The 16360-nt window shown below is 36.8% G+C and carries 16 protein-coding genes and 5 tRNA genes; 18 read left to right on the top strand and 3 right to left on the bottom strand.

Going from position 1 to position 16360, the window contains the following annotated elements:
- Positions 1-13 precede the first annotated feature (13 nt).
- The 12 genes from KKI21_01240 to clpP all read left to right on the top strand — a co-directional run bounded on the left by KKI21_01240 (position 14) and on the right by clpP (position 9908).
- Complete coding sequence (locus KKI21_01240; protein MBU4284831.1) at positions 14-838, top strand: radical SAM protein; 825 nt, start codon at positions 14-16, stop codon at positions 836-838.
- A 112-nt stretch (positions 839-950) separates the two neighbouring features.
- A complete protein-coding gene (locus tag KKI21_01235; GenBank protein MBU4284830.1) occupies positions 951-1205 on the top strand; it encodes a hypothetical protein in 255 nt (84 codons plus the stop codon).
- A gap of 122 nt (positions 1206-1327) precedes the next feature.
- Positions 1328-2950, top strand: coding sequence for an efflux RND transporter periplasmic adaptor subunit (locus KKI21_01230; protein MBU4284829.1), 1623 nt, complete (start codon positions 1328-1330; stop codon positions 2948-2950).
- 5 nt (positions 2951-2955) lie between these two features.
- Entirely contained in the window at positions 2956-3666 is a 711-nt protein-coding gene (locus tag KKI21_01225) for an ABC transporter ATP-binding protein (GenBank protein MBU4284828.1), read from the top strand.
- A gap of 3 nt (positions 3667-3669) precedes the next feature.
- Positions 3670-4926, top strand: coding sequence for an ABC transporter permease (locus KKI21_01220; GenBank protein ID MBU4284827.1), 1257 nt, complete (start codon positions 3670-3672; stop codon positions 4924-4926).
- Positions 4927-4999: transfer RNA gene (locus KKI21_01215), tRNA-Ala, on the top strand.
- Positions 5000-5274: 275 nt separating this feature from the next.
- Entirely contained in the window at positions 5275-6108 is an 834-nt protein-coding gene (locus KKI21_01210; GenBank protein MBU4284826.1) for a nucleotidyltransferase family protein, read from the top strand.
- 2 nt (positions 6109-6110) lie between these two features.
- Entirely contained in the window at positions 6111-6560 is a 450-nt protein-coding gene (locus KKI21_01205; protein ID MBU4284825.1) for a YraN family protein, read from the top strand.
- A gap of 76 nt (positions 6561-6636) precedes the next feature.
- Entirely contained in the window at positions 6637-7920 is a 1284-nt protein-coding gene (gene nusA / locus KKI21_01200) for a transcription termination factor NusA (protein MBU4284824.1), read from the top strand.
- Positions 7907-8308 (top strand): NUDIX domain-containing protein, encoded by a 402-nt coding sequence (locus tag KKI21_01195; GenBank protein MBU4284823.1) that lies wholly within the window; start codon positions 7907-7909, stop codon positions 8306-8308. The genes nusA and KKI21_01195 overlap by 14 nt, the downstream gene beginning before the upstream one ends.
- 41 nt (positions 8309-8349) lie before the next feature.
- Entirely contained in the window at positions 8350-9327 is a 978-nt protein-coding gene (tig, locus tag KKI21_01190) for a trigger factor (protein ID MBU4284822.1), read from the top strand.
- Positions 9324-9908: an ATP-dependent Clp endopeptidase proteolytic subunit ClpP gene (clpP, locus tag KKI21_01185; protein MBU4284821.1), complete on the top strand. Its 585-nt coding sequence runs from the start codon at positions 9324-9326 to the stop codon at positions 9906-9908. The genes tig and clpP overlap by 4 nt, the downstream gene beginning before the upstream one ends.
- Here the strand turns inward: clpP and gpmI are convergent.
- Positions 9889-11457, bottom strand: coding sequence for a 2,3-bisphosphoglycerate-independent phosphoglycerate mutase (gene gpmI, locus KKI21_01180; protein MBU4284820.1), 1569 nt, complete (start codon positions 11455-11457; stop codon positions 9889-9891). The two genes, clpP and gpmI, sit on opposite strands and share 20 nt — an antisense overlap.
- Before the next feature lie 84 nt (positions 11458-11541).
- On the opposite strand from gpmI, the gene rny reads away from it, so the two are divergent.
- Positions 11542-13074, top strand: coding sequence for a ribonuclease Y (gene rny, locus KKI21_01175; protein ID MBU4284819.1), 1533 nt, complete (start codon positions 11542-11544; stop codon positions 13072-13074).
- A gap of 82 nt (positions 13075-13156) precedes the next feature.
- Here the strand turns inward: rny and KKI21_01170 are convergent.
- Together KKI21_01170 and KKI21_01165 are read right to left on the bottom strand one after the other, a co-directional pair.
- Positions 13157-13227, bottom strand: a tRNA-Gly gene (locus KKI21_01170).
- A 1-nt stretch (position 13228) separates the two neighbouring features.
- Positions 13229-13301, bottom strand: a tRNA-Pro gene (locus KKI21_01165).
- Between the two features lie 103 nt (positions 13302-13404).
- Between KKI21_01165 and KKI21_01160 the strand changes: the two genes are divergently transcribed.
- From KKI21_01160 to KKI21_01140, 5 genes are all read left to right on the top strand, one after another.
- Positions 13405-14475, top strand: a complete 1071-nt coding sequence (locus tag KKI21_01160) for a pilin (GenBank protein MBU4284818.1) — start codon at positions 13405-13407, stop codon at positions 14473-14475.
- 71 nt (positions 14476-14546) lie between these two features.
- Positions 14547-14618 (top strand) — tRNA-Arg (locus KKI21_01155).
- Positions 14619-14625: 7 nt separating this feature from the next.
- Positions 14626-15744 carry a putative glycoside hydrolase gene (locus tag KKI21_01150; GenBank protein MBU4284817.1) on the top strand — a complete coding sequence of 373 codons (1119 nt, stop codon included), beginning with the start codon at positions 14626-14628 and terminating at the stop codon, positions 15742-15744.
- Between the two features lie 127 nt (positions 15745-15871).
- Complete coding sequence (locus KKI21_01145) at positions 15872-16132, top strand: GIY-YIG nuclease family protein (GenBank protein ID MBU4284816.1); 261 nt, start codon at positions 15872-15874, stop codon at positions 16130-16132.
- 6 nt (positions 16133-16138) lie between these two features.
- Positions 16139-16213 (top strand) — tRNA-His (locus KKI21_01140).
- Positions 16214-16360: the final 147 nt, after the last annotated feature.

Here is a 16360-nt window from a genome sequence, read left to right as displayed (position 1 = left end):
GTATAATATAAATATGAAAAGCATAACCCGTAAAACCTTATTATATAGAAGTGGGGTTGAATATGCTGATTTTTGTATTAACCACGTGGAAGGATGTGCTCATGGTTGTAATTTTCCCTGTTATGCCATGATGATGAAAAAGAGAACTGGGGCAATAAAAGATTATAAGGATTGGATAAAACCCAAGATTGTATCTAATGCCTTACAGTTATTAGAGAAAGAAATTCCCAAATATAAAAATAAAATTAAATATGTCCATTTATGTTTTTCGACCGATCCTTTTATGTATAAATATCCAGAGGTGGCAGATTTAACTCTGAAAATAATTGAGAGATTAAATAAAGACAATATTCGTTGCACTGTTCTAACAAAAGGGATTTATCCAAAAGAATTAATGGATATCGAAAAATATGGGCAAAATAATGAATATGGAATAACTCTTATTTCTTTAAGCAAAAACTTCAAGAAAAGATTTGAACCATATTCTGCGCCATATAAAGAAAGAATCAAGGCATTAGAATATTTACACAAAAAAGGATTAAAAACTTGGGCGAGTATGGAGCCATACCCAACGCCTAATTTACAGGAACAGAATATATGGGAAGTTTTAAATTCTGTATCTTTTGTAGATAAAATTGTATTTGGAAAATTAAACTACAATGTAAAATCGAATTATGGAAATAATAAGGATTTTTATCAAAGACAATCAGATAGAGTTATTAATTTTTGTCAGAGAAAAGGAATTGAATATCATATAAAAAACGGAACCGAGGAAAAATATAACAAAAAAACAGAAAAAATTTTCAAGGTCGCACCTTTGCCAATTTATCAGTATTAGGACCTCTATATTAATTTTTATTATCCTCTCAAAATTCTCCTCTTGCGGAGATTTTTTGTTTTTCTTGACTTTTTAGTTGAAGTATGCTATATTGAAGATTCAAGGAGGAAAAATGACGAAATTAAAAAATCTGTTTGGCGAGGGCTTGGAGATGTATTTTGAAGAGGATGGCAGATTCATCCCTGTTCAAATGAAAATTACCAAAGACCGGAAACCGATTATCGTTGTTTCTGTCGTTGAAAGGCTAGGGAAAGAATTGGCCGGAAAATCTCTTCAGGCAATCAAGGAGCTTTCCAAAAATCTACATGGCGACAGCACACACAGCGTCATCAAAGAATCGAGGAGGGTTATCTTATATTTAAGATAACAAGGAGCGGGATTTAAATAGGAGCGGCGGCAAGCGCCCCGCTCTTTTTTTTATTCCTTTTTATATGGTTTAAAAAACTTGCTTGGAGGATTTTAATTGTTTATAATACCTATATTGCGAAAATGTTGAAAGATTCATTGCAGAAAATTAAAACATTAAAAAGAAAAACCAAGATAATTCTTGGTATTGTTTTGATTGTTATTGTTCTTATCTTAATTCCTGTTTTAAAATCCGAAAAGCCGACATACGAGACAGGATTCGTTGCAAGAGGAGACGTGATTCAAGAAGTTTCCGCCAATGGCATGGTTCAATCAATTGATGAAATTGATTTAAGGTTTAAAACCAATGGTACAGTAGAAAGAATTCTGGTTAAGGTTGGCGACAAGGTCAAAAAGGGGGTATATTTAGTAAGTTTAGATTCCGGTACTGTTTACAGCCAGTATTTGCAGGCGCAGGCAAGCTACAGTCAGGTAAAAGCAAAATTAGATCAGCTTTTGGCAGGCGCAAGCAGCGAGGAAATAAAAGTCAGCGAGCAAGTTTTAGAAAATGCCAGAATAGCTCTTGAAGATGCTCGAGACAAGGCAGAAAATGATTTAAATCAAGATTATGGTTCAGCTTTGGTATATTTAATTGATTCTTCCAGTAAATATAACAAGGCATTAGCAGACCTGAAAGATATAGAAAGATTGTATTTCTATTATAGCGATTCTTTATCCGTTATTTTTAGGGATAAAAATGACAAAGCAGAAGAAGCATATTTGGGAACTTCCAAAATAAAAGGCGCGAAAGATTATGTTGATGATTCTGAAATAAATCCGACATATAGCAATATTGATGCGGCTTTGGACAATATGTGGCTCGCACTCCAGAAAATCACAGATGCTTTGGATTATACCAAAACCGCAATGAGTGATCCATCTACAAGGGAAAAGGTTTCTACTACGGATAGAACTACAATTGATACGAATATTGTCAATCTTAATGCTGCCGTCAGCAATATTAATACTGCCAAGGCAGACATTGCTAATCAGAAAGTTACGAATCAAATAAACATCAATACAGTTGAAAGTGCTTACAATAAAGCCAAAGTTGATTTAGAAAAACTGCAAGCCTCGCCACGCGTGGTTGATATCGCGGTTTATCAGGCAGATGTTGATAAATATAAGGCAAACTTGGCTGAATACAGCAAAAAATTAAGCGATGCTTCTATTATTGCACCCTTTGACGGGATAATTGCAAAAATAGATGTAAGAATCGGAGAAGTAATTACTGTTGGCGAGAAAGTAATTGTATCTTTAACTAACCCAGAAGGATTGCAAATAGAAATTGATATCCCGGAAACAGATATCAGCAAAGTAAGCATGGATGATCCAGTTTTAATAATCTTGGATGCGCTTCCAGAAGAATCGTTCCTTGGCCAGATTATTGAGATTGATTCAAGTAAAACCATAATTGACAGCGTTGTTTATTATAAAGTAAAAATTTTATTTGAAGGAGATGAACAAAAAATAAAATCAGGAATGTCAGGGGAAGCGACAATTCAGGCAGAGAAAAGAGATAATGTCTTGAATGTTCCGCAAAGAGCAGTTGTTTCTAAAAATAGTAAAAAATTTGTCAGAGTTTTAGACGGCGAGGAAATAGTAGAAACAGAAGTTACTACTGGATTGCGCGGCAATAAAGGGGAAATTGAAATTTTAAGCGGTTTAAGCGAAGGAGAGAAAATTATTACATTCATGAAAAATTGAAATAAATGATTGTAGCAGAAAATCTTAGAAAAGAATATTCGGATGATGAAGTAAAAACAGTGGCCCTGGAGAGGGTTTCTTTTAATATTGAAAAGGGAGAATTCTTGGCAATTATGGGGCCGTCCGGTTCCGGCAAATCGACATTAATGCATATTATGGGATTCCTGGACAGGCCAAGTTCTGGTGTTTATAAATTTGAAAATCAAAGAATTGAAGATTTAGATGATGACCAATTGGCTTTTGTCAGAAACAATAAATTGGGATTTATTTTTCAGTTTTTCAATCTGCTTCCCAGGACAACAGTTTTTGAAAATGTCAGATTGCCTCTTGCCTACACAAAAATTTCTGAGGAAGAAAAAAAGCAGAGAGTTATGAAAGCGATTGAATCAGTTGGGCTTTCCCATAGAATGAAGCATTTATCGAATCAACTGTCCGGAGGCGAACAGCAGAGAGTGGCAATTGCACGGGCAATTGTAAATGATCCTTCAGTAATTTTTGCTGATGAGCCAACAGGAAATCTGGACAGTAAGTCAGGTCAGCAAATAATGGAAATTTTACAGGATTTAAATGAAGTAGGACATACGATTATTTTAGTCACGCATGAACAATATACAGCGGAAATGGCAAGAAGAATAATAAAATTAAAAGATGGGCAGATAGTTAGCGATGAACGAGTAGCGGACAGAAAAATCGCTAAAAATGGACTGCTGAAATAAATTATGAGACTCAGAGATTCTCTTAAAATTTCTTTTATTACATTAAGGACGAATAAAATGCGCTCTGCTTTAACTATGCTTGGCATTATTATTGGCGTTGGTTCGGTAATTTTAATGATGTCAATTGGCAGAAGCGCCCAAAATTTAATTATAGGTCAAATTCAGTCCTTGGGTTCTAATAGTATCTATATTGAACCAGGTTCATTTGATCCCAAAGGAGGTTTTGGCATGGAAATGGCATTGGAGGAGATGACAATAAAAACCCTAAAACTTAAAGACATGGAAGCAATAGAAAAAGACCCTTTAGTAGATATGGCTTATCCAATGGTTTATGGAACTGCCAGGGCTGTTTATCAGAATAATGATGAAAAAATAACTTTCATAGGAACAACTCCAGAAGCATATATTATGGATGATTGGCATGCAGTTATTGGAAGGGATATTAATGAAGAAGAAGTTAAAAGTATGGCAAGAGTGGCAACATTGGGCTATAAAATAGCAGGAGATTTATTCGGAGAAGAAGATCCGATTGGCAAAACGATTAGGATTAAAAAAACCAGTTTCAAAGTAATTGGCGTAATGGAAGAACGCGGGATGGAAATGTTCCAGAATTATGACGAATATGTTTATATTCCCGTAACAACTGCCCAGAAACTTTTATTGGGAATAGATCATTTAAACGCTATTACTGTCCGGGCTATAAATGAAGATACTGTGGATAGATTAATGGAGAATATTCGTTTTATTCTCAGAGATACTCATAATATTTATAATCCAGAAGGGGACTTATCCAGGGATGATTTTAAAGTAATGAGCCAAGTTGAAGCAAGCAATATGATGGCCCAGATTACCGGAATTCTTACTGCATTTCTTTCTTCTATTGCTGCGATTGCTTTAATTGTCGGCGGAATCGGCATCATGAATATAATGCTGGTTTCAGTTACAGAAAGGACAAAAGAAATTGGCTTAAGAAAAGCAGTTGGCGCAAGAAATAAGGATATTTTGAATCAGTTTTTATTGGAATCAATTACCCTAACCTTAATCGGCGGGATCATAGGATTTCTTGGCGGTACATCGATTTCTTTTATCGTAGCAATTGTCTTGAGCAGTGTTTTGAATATAAGCTGGGGTTTTGCTGTTCCTGTTAGCGCGGTTGTCCTGGCATTCGGGGTTGCTGCAATTGTCGGTTTGGTTTTCGGTATTTATCCTGCTAAGAAAGCTGCCAAACTTAATCCAATTGAAGCACTAAGACACGAATAAGGGCCATTAGCTCAGTTGGTAGAGCGCGTCATTCGCATTGACGAGGTCAGCGGTTCGAATCCGCTATGGTCCAAAATTGAGACGCGAGTTCCCCGCCCGCAGCGCCAAGTGCAGCTTTGGCGGGCAGGGATTCTCGCCAAGTCCACTAAGTCGACAAATAGGGTTGACTTTTTATTTTGCAGAGTTAAAATTAACTCTGGGCATGAACCCCGTACTGAATTTTCGACTGGTCCCGATTTATCGGGACCGCAATCGGGGCATGATAAATCAATAATAGATTATTATAATTACAAATATTAATTGATTTTCGACAAAACTAACATAAATATGTCGAAAATCTAGTACGGGGTGAAAGTCATTATTTTGGCAGGAGGTAAAACCGACCTGCCTGGAAAATTGAAAAATATACCCAAATCCCTGATTAAAATAAAAGGGAAACCATTATTGGAATATCAATTGGATTTATTGAAAAAATATAAATTTGATGATATCTGTTTGAGTCTCCACTATAAAGCAGAAGAGATTTTAAAATATCTGAAAATCAAAGATCCAAAAGCAAATATTTCTAAAAAAATAGGAAAAGTGGCGGGAATTGAATATGTTGTCGAAACAAAACCATTGGGAACAGGAGGAGCAATAATGTCAGCTTCCAAAGATTTGAAAAAGGATTTTTTAATAATGAACGGCGATACTTTAAGTAATTTCGACCTGAATAACTTTATTAAATTTTATAAAACCAATGTTTCAGAACCGAAATTCTTTTCTTCTTCATCATTTGTGAGAAGTATTACCTCGGGAATCTCTCCTTTAAGAAAAAGGGTTTCATATGAAGAAATTTTGGGCGCAATGGCAGTTTATTATGATCAAAATGTCAAAGGCATGGGTTTGGTTAAGACCAAGAATAATCGCGTAGTGGAATTCCAAGAAGATCCGGAATATCAATATTCTGGATATGTTAATGCTGGTTTTTATGTTTTGTCTCCGCAGCTTTTACAGACAAAATGTATACGCGCCAAGAAAGAAGGCGAGGCATTTGCCATTGAAGAATGTATTTTTCCGCTGCTGGCAGAGAAAAAACAATTATTGGCATTTGTCCACCGCGGTTTATGGACTGATATTGGTAGCGAGGAAGGATTGGCAAAAGCAGAAAATATAGTTGAGAAATTAAACGAGAAAGAATAAAAATGTGCGAGAGAAAAGATTTAGGCGATTTGGGAGAAAAAATTGCCAGAGAATATTTAAAAAGAAAAGGATATAAAATTTTAGATAAGAATTTCAGATACAGCAAACTGGGAGAATTGGATATTATTGCAGAGAAACCCGCCCGCCACGCAAGCCAGCCCCGCCTGCAACGCGAGCTTGCGAGCGGGCAGGTTGCTGGCGTTGCGGGCAGGAACGACATTGTTTTTATTGAGGTAAAAACGCGCAATAAAACTGGGCCTGGCGGATTTTGGCCAGAAGACAATATTACTTACGCTAAGCAGAAAAAATTAATCAAATTATCACAAATTTATTTAAGCAAACATAGATTGTTTGATAGTTCGTGGCAAATTGATATTCTGGCAGTAGAAGTTTATCGCAACGGCTCATATGATATTCGCCATACAGAAAATGCAGTTGGTGATATGTATTGACAACGGATTTTTAATATAATAATATTATTTCTTAATCATTTACGGTCCGACTTTGGTCGGGCCTTTCATTAAATCTATGGATCAAAAACAATTTATTTCAGCAATGAGCCAGATTGCCGAGGAAAAAGGCATTTCTCAGGAACAGATCGTCGAGACCCTTGAAATGGCGATTGCTGCTGCATACAAAAAGGATTATGGCAAAAAAGGCCAGAATATCAAAGTTAAATTTGATATAAAAACTGGGGAAATAAAAGTTTTCCAGGTTTTTTTAGTTGTGGATGAGAGCATGCTAAAGAAAGACAAAGAAGGCAAAATTGAAGAAGAAGCTCCGACGCTCGCCGAAGGCGAGGTCGGAGTCCCGACTCCACTAGGGGAAGACGTCGGGAAAGATGAAGATGGCAATAAAAAAATTAGATTTAATCCATATAAACATATAATGTTGGAGGATGCCCAGAAAATTAAGAAAAACGCAAAAATTGAAGACGAAATTCAGACAAAACTCGAAACACATACTGACTTTGGAAGAATCGCTGCGCAAACAGCCAAACAGGTTATTATCCAGCGATTAAGAGAAGCAGAAAGAGAAGTCATTTTTGAGGAATACAAAGACAAAGAAGGAGAAATCGTGAGCGCAATTGTCCAAAGAATCGAAGGCAGAAATATATTTTTGGACATCGGTAAAGCGGTAGGAGTTTTATTTCCCGAAGAACAGATTCCAGGAGAAAGGTTTTTTATGGGTCAGCGTTTGAGGTCATATATTTTAAAGGTTGAAAAATCGCCGAAAGGCGCAGATATTATTCTTTCCCGCGCCTATCCTAAATTAGTGAGTAGATTATTCTCAATTGAAGTCCCGGAAATTTCAACCGGCGCAGTGCAGATAAAATCCATTGCCAGAGAACCAGGTTCAAGAACCAAAATTGCGGTTTGGACAGAAGAAGAAGGAATTGACCCGATTGGAAGCTGTGTTGGGCAGAAAGGAAGTAGAATTCAGACAGTTATTAATGAATTGGGCGGAGAAAAAATAGATGTTATTGAATGGAACGAAAATATAGAAAAATATATTGCTAATTCTCTTTCCCCCGCAAAAATCATTGACGTCAAAATAGATGAAAGTAGAAGGACAGCCCTGGTAATTGTTCCAGAAGACCAAATTTCTTTAGCTATTGGTCAAAGAGGACAGAATGTTAGATTGGCAGCCAAATTGACTGGCTGGAAAATTGATGTGAAGAGTGAAAAAATGATGGAAGATGCGGACAAAAAAGAAGAGGACGAGAAACCGAAAAAAGAAAAAAAATCTAAAACCAAGAAACCCTCTCTCGCTAAAGCTAAGGATGGCAAGGACGACAATGAAAAAAGTTAGAGCAATTATTTATGATATTAAAAATGGCAAGCCGTATTTTTTAATTTTGCATCGTATTTTAAGATGGAATGGCTGGGAAGTTCTTAAAGAAACCATAGAACCAGGAGAAAATCTAAAACAAGTATTAATCAGAGGCATAAAAGAAGAAACCGGATTAAAAGATTTTAAAATCATCCGTGATTTAAATAAAACAGAGAAATGGCAAAAAGACAGAATCGATTACGAAATTACTGCAACCTTTTTAGTAAAAGCTAATATGAATGAAAAAATTTCCTTGAACCAGGCAATTATTGAACATGATAATTATGAGTGGGTCGAAAAAGAAACAGCAGTTGCAAACTTAACCTGGCCTAATACTAAAAAGTTAATTAAGGATTTAGAGATTTAATCCGCCTTCGTCCCGTGTTGCGGGACTACGGCGAGACAGGTATGACAAATGGAATCAGAATTGAATTAGGAAATTACAAAGGATTGGAAGCGAAGAAGCAAGAATTGAAAGTTGAAGAGAAAGAAATTATTAATGCCTTAGATTATCTGCAAAAATCAAGGGCAAAAATCATTACCATAAATAAACCCGCGCAAGAAGGCAATCGGGTGGAAATTGATTTTGAAACAAGGATAGGTGGAGTACAGATAGAGAATGGTGTAAGCAAAAATCATCCATTAATTATAGGCGAAGGCCGATTCTTACCCGGCTTTGAAAAAGAGTTGGAAGGAATGAAAGCTGGCGAAGAAAAAGAATTTTTATTGAAAGTTCCAGAAGATTGGGGCAATAAAAATATTGCAGGCAAAAATCTAAATTTTAAGATAAAAATGAACCTTGTGCAGGAAAGACAATTGCCGGAAATCAATGATGAATTCGTAAAATCATTTGGGAAATTCGATTCTTTGGAAGCGCTGAAAAAGAATATTGAACAGGGATTGATGCAGGAGAAAGAAATCGTGGAGAAACAAAGAATCAGAATTGAATTGATAGAAAAAGTTGTCGAAAATTCAAAAATCGAAGCGCCCGAAGAACTGATTGAAAAAGAACTGGAGAATATGGTTAATGAGTTTAAAATGAATATTGACCAATTTGGAATGGATTTTGAGGCTTATTTAACGCAGATCAAGGCAACAGCTGATGAGTTAAAAAAGGGATGGAGAGAACAGGCAGGAAAGAGAGTGAAAATCGGATTATGTATTAAAGCGATTGCTGACAAAGAAAAAATCCTCCCCTCTACACAGGAAATCGAGGAAAGGATGGATCAGGAATTAACGCGTTATAATGTTAAGGTCCCGCCGTCGGGCGGGATCCCGCCAGAGGGCGGGAATATTGATTTAGTGGTTTTTAAAGAGTATACTGAGAATATATTAATAAATGAAAAAGTCTTTGAGCTCTTGGAGCGCGAAGCGAAAATTATATGAATTTAATACCAACAGTTATTGAAAAATCGCAATATGGAGAAAGGGCTTATGATATTTACTCCCGCTTGTTAAAAGACAGGATAATTTTTTTAGGCGGTCCGATTGATGATATTGTAGCAAATTCAGTGATTGCGCAATTATTGTTTTTAGAAAATCAGGATCCTAAAAAGGATATTTTAATTTACATTAATAGTCCAGGAGGAGGCGTGACTTCAACTATGGCGATTTATGACACAATGCAATTTGTAAAATCAGACATTTCAACGGTTTGCATAGGCATGGCTGCTTCTGGCGCAGCAGTAATTCTGGCAGCAGGCGCAAAAGGAAAGAGGATGGCTTTGCCTAATTCCGAAGTAATGATCCATCAAGTTATGGGCGAGGCAGGCGGCCAGGCGAGCGATATTGAAATTTCCGCAAAACATATTTTGAAAATCAAGCAGAAATTAAATAAAATTTTGGCCAAGCATACTGGCCAAAAAACAGATAAAGTGGAAAAAGACAGCGACCGCGACTATTATATGTCTGCTGAAGAAGCGAAAGATTACGGATTAATTGATGAAATTATTGATAAGAGGAAGTAAGAATTTCCAGTAAGTTTGTGCCGGTCATTTCGGAGGGTTGGGGAATGTGCATTAAAGCGAGGATCGTTGGAGCAATATCCTGTAGCATTCCGCACGGAGTCTCAAATGAGAATTTGGGGCTCTTTTTGTTTGTCTTGAACTCCGTCCCAATCAAATAAAACGGCACTGGATTTAAAGTATGTTCGGTTTTCACTTCGCCGGTGCGCAGATTTACCATTTGTTCGATATTGCCATGGTCAGCAGTGATAATTAAGATGCAGTCCCCTTTCTCAGCCAAATCTATGACTGGTTTTAATGCGCCATCAACATATTCAGCAGCCTTAATAGCTGCATCAAGATTGCCTGTATGGCCCATCATATCGGCATTAGCATAATTAGCCACAATTAAATCGTAATTTCCTTTTAGACCCTCTAATATTGCTTTAGTGATTTCATCTGCCTGCATTTCCGGGTTTTCTTCATAATGAGAAACAATTTTAGAAGGAATCAGTTTTCTGGTTTCGTTCGGATATGGTTCTTCCTTGCCACAGTTAAAGAAATAGGTAACATGAGCGTATTTTTCTGTTTCAGCAATTTTAAAAACTTTTTTGTTGTTTGCATTGAGAACTTCTACAAGATGATTCTGGATTTTTGTCGGCGGATAAGCCACCTCAGTATTAAAATATTTGTCATATTCAATCATTGTGCAGAGAAGCAGGTTATTTATCTGTGTTCTTTTGAATTTATCAAAATCTTCCTTAGCAAATGCTCCTGTCAGCTGTCTGGCGCTGTCTTCCCTGAAATCCCAGAAAATAATTGCATCATTGTCCGAAATTGTTCCGATCGGCTTTTGATTTTCGTCAACAATAACAATCGGTTTTATATAGGTATCAATAATATCCTGGTCATAATATTCTCGTAGTGTCTTGATTAAATCTTGGGTTTTTTCGCCAATGCCTTGAGTGATAAGGTTGTAAGCAATCTCAGTTCTGTCCCAGTTATTGTTTCTATCCATACTATAATATCTGCCGATAATTGAGGCGATTTTCCAATTAGGATTTTTTAATTTTTCCATTAGTGTCGATATAATTTTTGTTCCTTCTTTTATTGGCGCATCTTTGCCGTCTGTAAAAAGATGTAGACGCAGATTCGCAACGTCATTTTGTTTGGCTAGTTCTAGCAATCCATAAATATGTTCTAAGTATGAATGGACATTGCCACTCGAAATTAATCCCACTAAATGCAGGACGGAATTATTCTTTTTGACATGGTTGATTGTATTTAAAAATGCCTGATTCTTAAAGAATTTTCCATTTTTAATTTCTATTAGGATTCTGGGAAGATATTGGTAAACAATTCTCCCGCTGCCGATAATAAGATGACCAACCTCCGAATTACCAGCCTCTTTCCACGGCAGGCCGGCAGCTATGGCAGATGACTGTAATGAACAATAAGGATAATTCTCCTCCATCTTTTTGAGATTGGGGATTTTTGCCATAGAAATGGCATTTGTCAGACTGGGAGCGTTAATCCCCCATCCATCAAGAATAGTGAGAATTATTGGTTTCATTGATATAATTTTAGCACAAATAGCAATTTTGACAAAATATATTTATTTTGATAAGCTTTAAAAGTAATTAAGTAACTTAAATTTATGGTAATAGGACTGATTCCACTTATAGTTGCAACGGTTGCTTTAATTTTCGGGTCGATCTTAGGTTATTTGGCTCGCCAATCTATTGCTAAAAGACGAGCCAATACTGCTGAATCGAGAATAGAAAAACTAGTCAATGAAGCAAAAGCGCAGGCTCAGGAAATAATCTTAAAAGCTAAAGATAGGGTTGTTAATGCGTTGGATGAAATAAAAAAAGAGGAAACCAAGAGGCAGGAAGAATACAGAAGAATTCAAACAAGATTGGATAAAAGAGAAGAGATGTTTGATGCCAAGGACAGAAAACTAGAGAACGAAGAAAAGGAGTTTCAGGAAAAAGTCGAAAAAGTCAGAAGTATTAAAGTCGAACTAGAAACATTAAAACAACAAGAGATAGAAATATTAGAAAAAATATCAAAACTTTCTGAAGCAGAAGCGAAACAACAGATTCTAAAATCAGTTGAAGAGCAGAACAAAGAAGAGATTTTCGCCAAAATCCAGAAACTTGAAAAATCGGGCAAGGAAGAATTGGAAAAGAAAGCCAACAATATAATGGTTACTGCCTTGCAGAGATATGCTTCTTCGCAGGCAGCAGAAGTAACGACTACAATCGTCACTTTGCCTAATAACGAAATCAAAGGAAGAATTATCGGTAGAGAAGGAAGAAACATTAAAACACTGGAAAGGTTGACTGGTGTTGAAGTGATTATTGATGATACGCCGGAGACCCTGATTATTTCCGGATTTGATCCCACTCGCAGGCAGATTGCCAAAATCGCTTTAGAGAAATTGATGGTCGACGGAAGAATCCAGCCAGCAAGAATTGAAGAGATGGTTGATAAGGCAAAAACAGAAATAGAATCCAAAATTAAAGAAGCAGGAGAAGCAGCTGTTTATGATGTCGGCATTGTCGGGCTTGACCCGCGTTTGGTAAATCTTTTAGGCAAGCTGACTTTCAGAACCAGTTTCGGGCAGAATGTTTTATTACATTCAATTGAAGCTGCTCACTTGTCTGGGATGCTGGCTTCTGAATTAGGCGCAGACCCGATTATCTGTAAAAAAGGAGCTTTACTTCATGATATCGGCAAAGCGATTGACCACGAAGTCCAGGGTTCCCATGTAGATATTGGCATAAGAATATTGGAAAAATTCAATATTGACAAGAAGATAATTGATGCAATGAAGTCGCATCATGGAGATTATCCGTTTGAAAGTATTGAGGCATCAATTGTCCAGGCAGCAGAAGCGATTTCAGCTGCCAGGCCAGGAGCAAGAAAAGAGAATCTTGAAAATTATCTAAAGAGATTGGAAGAATTGGAAAAAATTGCCACTGGATTTGAAGGCGTTGAAAAAGTTTATGCTATTCAGGCAGGCAGAGAAATCAGAATATTCGTTAATCCGGGCAAAATTGATGATTTAAAGGCCTATAAATTAGCCAAAGATATTGCTTCTGAAATTGAAAAAGAATTAAAGTACCCAGGAGAAATTAAAGTAACCGTGATTAGAGAAATGCGTGTTATTGAATACGCTCGTTAGTTGGTTGACCTTATTGCTTAGGAAAATTAAGCATAGGGTTTGAAAAAAATACTCCCGACTTGTCGGGGGTATTTTTTATAAAAGCGGGTAAGGGGAGTCGAACCCCTCTCAACAGGTTGGAAACCTGTGGTAATACCGATATACGATACCCGCATCGGGCTGGTGGGATTCGAACCCACGACCTCTCGCTCCCAAAGCGAGCGCACTAGCCACTGTGCTACAGCCCGGTAAGTCAGACTTGCCACGTTGATATTTTTTTAGTATATCTTTTTTGCTTTTTTTAGTCAAATCGTGTATGATGACTATATATTTATTATTAGCTGAAAATCTATGAAAAAATATCTATTTTTAGGTTTAATAATCGCCTTTCTAATAGCGCCAGTAGTTGTTCTGGCAGGAGATTTGAGCGGACCGCTTGTGCCCTGCGGAACCAGAACAACAGAGCCTTGCACTTTTTGCCATCTTTTTGTATTGGCGCAGACCATCATTGATTTTATTACAACTGGAATTTTTATTTTAGCAGTGGTTTTTATAATTATCGGCGGATTGACGATTTTGCTTGCCGGAGCAGTACCAAGCAATCTTGAATTAGGCAAGAAAATAATTACCAATGCAATTATCGGCGTGGTTATTGCTTTGTTGGCATGGACGGTAATTAATATGATTTTCAATACATTGGTTAGCACTGATAAAACCAAATTCCCTGCGCCGTGGAATGATATTGAATGTGAAGGAGGGGGGATAACTCCTCCCACGGGGAAAAATCTTTATTGTCATATTATTCAAAACGAAGGAGATACAGCTAAAATGGTTGAGTATTATTTTTCTGAGATTTTTTGCCAAACAGGATGTGATAGTGAACATTGTGCGGGGAAGCCTCCCCTAAAAAATTGTTTTAAATGGTGTTGTCTTGATAAAGATAAGAGTGGACAGGATTTTGCTTGTGAAGGAACAGAGAAAAAACCGTGCCAACAAGCATTTTCTGTTAGTTCTTCTTCGGGTTGTTCTGATATTTCTACCTGTGTGGATATTTCAAATTATACACCAACGCACGGTTGTGAAAGCAATAACGGAAAGTGTTTAGTTTCACAGACAGCTGCTCAAAAAGTACAAACTTTCATATCTAAATTTAACTCATTGTCTGGAGGGAAGTGCACCTTAAGGATTTCATCTGCTATACAGGGGTCTACCGGACCAAGTGTTTCTTCTTGCCATAAGTTGGGTAATAATAATTCTGGAACATGCGTTGATTTTAATTTATTGCCGGATCACGCAAATTGTTATGAGGTATTTTATCAAGCGGCCAAAGATTCTTCTGCTGTAGTTTCTTTTTTAGATGAATATGTTGATACCTGTAAACCGTCAAACGCCACAGGAGGGAATATTCATGTTAATTTTTAATTAAGCCCCCATAGCTCAATGGATACCCGCCTGTAACGCCTTCGCATAGCGATGGCGGGCAGGGAGCATTTGCCCTCGTAGTTCAATGGATAGAACAGGGCCCTTCTAAGGCCTAGATAGGGGTTCAATTCCTCTCGGGGGCATCAGATTATGCAAAAAGATAAAATCTTTCTTTTTTTAATTCTGGTAGTGATTATTGTTGTGATTTTTGGTTTTGATTTATCCAGTAGCATATTTGAAAAATGGGGCCTTTCCAATGACACGGCGATCAAAAATTTTCCAGTTCTTGCAAAAGGGATTTACGTGACCTTTCGTACAGCAGGCAATTATCGGATTGATGAGATTCTGGAATTAGCAAAAAAGACGGAATTAAATGCGCTGGTAATTGATGTAAAAGATTGCACTGGTCGTGTGCCTTTTGATACTGATAACGAAATAATAGATAAAATCGGTTCAGAAAAGATTTATATAAAGAACATTAAGGAGTTGATTAAAAAAATCCACGATCAAGGAATTTATGTTATTGCTAGAATTGCGGTTTTTGAAGATAATTATTTAGCAAGAGAAAGAACTGATTTGGCCTTAAAGGGGCCAGGAGGCGGTTTATGGGAGAATAATAATGGTTTGACTTGGGTAGATCCGGCATCGCAGGAAGTTTGGGATTATAATCTGGAAATTGCCAAAGAAGCGATAAAAGTCGGTTTTGATGAAATTAATTTTGACTACATTCGTTTTCCGTCTGATGGCAATACTACAAATATTGTTTATCCGTTTTGGGATTACAGAACCCAGAAAGAAGAAATTATCAGGCAATTTTTTGAATATATCAGTCAGAAATTAAAACCAACAGGCATTCCGATTTCAGCTGATTTATTCGGATTAACCCTTATTAGCACCAATGATTTAAATATCGGACAATGGCTGGAAAATGCTGCTCCTTATTTTGATTATATCTGCCCAATGGTTTATCCTTCTCATTATCCTCCGGGGTTCTTGGGTTTTGAAAATCCAGCCGAGCATCCTTATGAAATAATTTATGATGCAGTAAAAATCGGAAATGAAAGATTGGCTAGTATTTCTTCAGCAGCGAAAATAAGGCCATGGCTTCAGGATTTTGATATTGGCGCTAATTATAATGCCCGAATGATAGAATTACAGAAGAAAGCTGTTTATGATGCTGGCGGTTTTGGCTGGATCTTATGGAATCCAAAGAATATTTATACAGAGGATGGACTTGATTTGGACGAAACCGAGGACTTGCAAAAATAATCAATTATAGGTTAGGATAGAAATAATGGTGCCCATAGCTTAATGGTTACCCGCCGCAAGCTACGCAAGCAGGCGGGCCCGTCAAAATGCGCGGAGCGCTTTTGTCGGGAAGCATCATATTGTATTTATGTTTTGGTACACATATGTTTTATATAGTAAAAATTTAGATAAATTTTATATTGGTTGTACGAATAACCTAAAAAGAAGATTAGCTGAACACAGAAGGAATAAAACGCATACAACAAAAAGAATGAAGGACTGGACATTTGTATATAGTGAGGTTTGTTTGTCTAAAAAAGACTCCCAAGACAGAGAAAAACAACTAAAAACAGGTTTTGGCAGAGGTTATTTAAGAAAAAGAATGGAAGATTATATCTCGAGTTTATAATATATGGTGCCCATAGCTTAATGGTTAAAGTTCTGGTTTGTGGAACCAGCTATACGGGTTCAATTCCCGTTGGGCACCCCAAAATATTTGACAAACTATTGATTTGAGTGTATACTAATAATAGATTAAAATCTGTTCTTTAAAGGAGCGTGGAATGAAAGAATTATTTTTTTATTTAATTTTTCCTTGGATTCTTGTCGGCCTTTTTGGTTTTATCACGAATGTACT

The organism is Patescibacteria group bacterium (assembly GCA_018897295.1).
GTDB lineage: Bacteria > Patescibacteriota > Minisyncoccia > RBG-13-40-8-A > RBG-13-40-8-A > JAHILA01.
The sequence above is the reverse complement of the archived record's forward strand: the minus strand, read 5'-3'. Positions and strand labels throughout refer to the sequence as shown.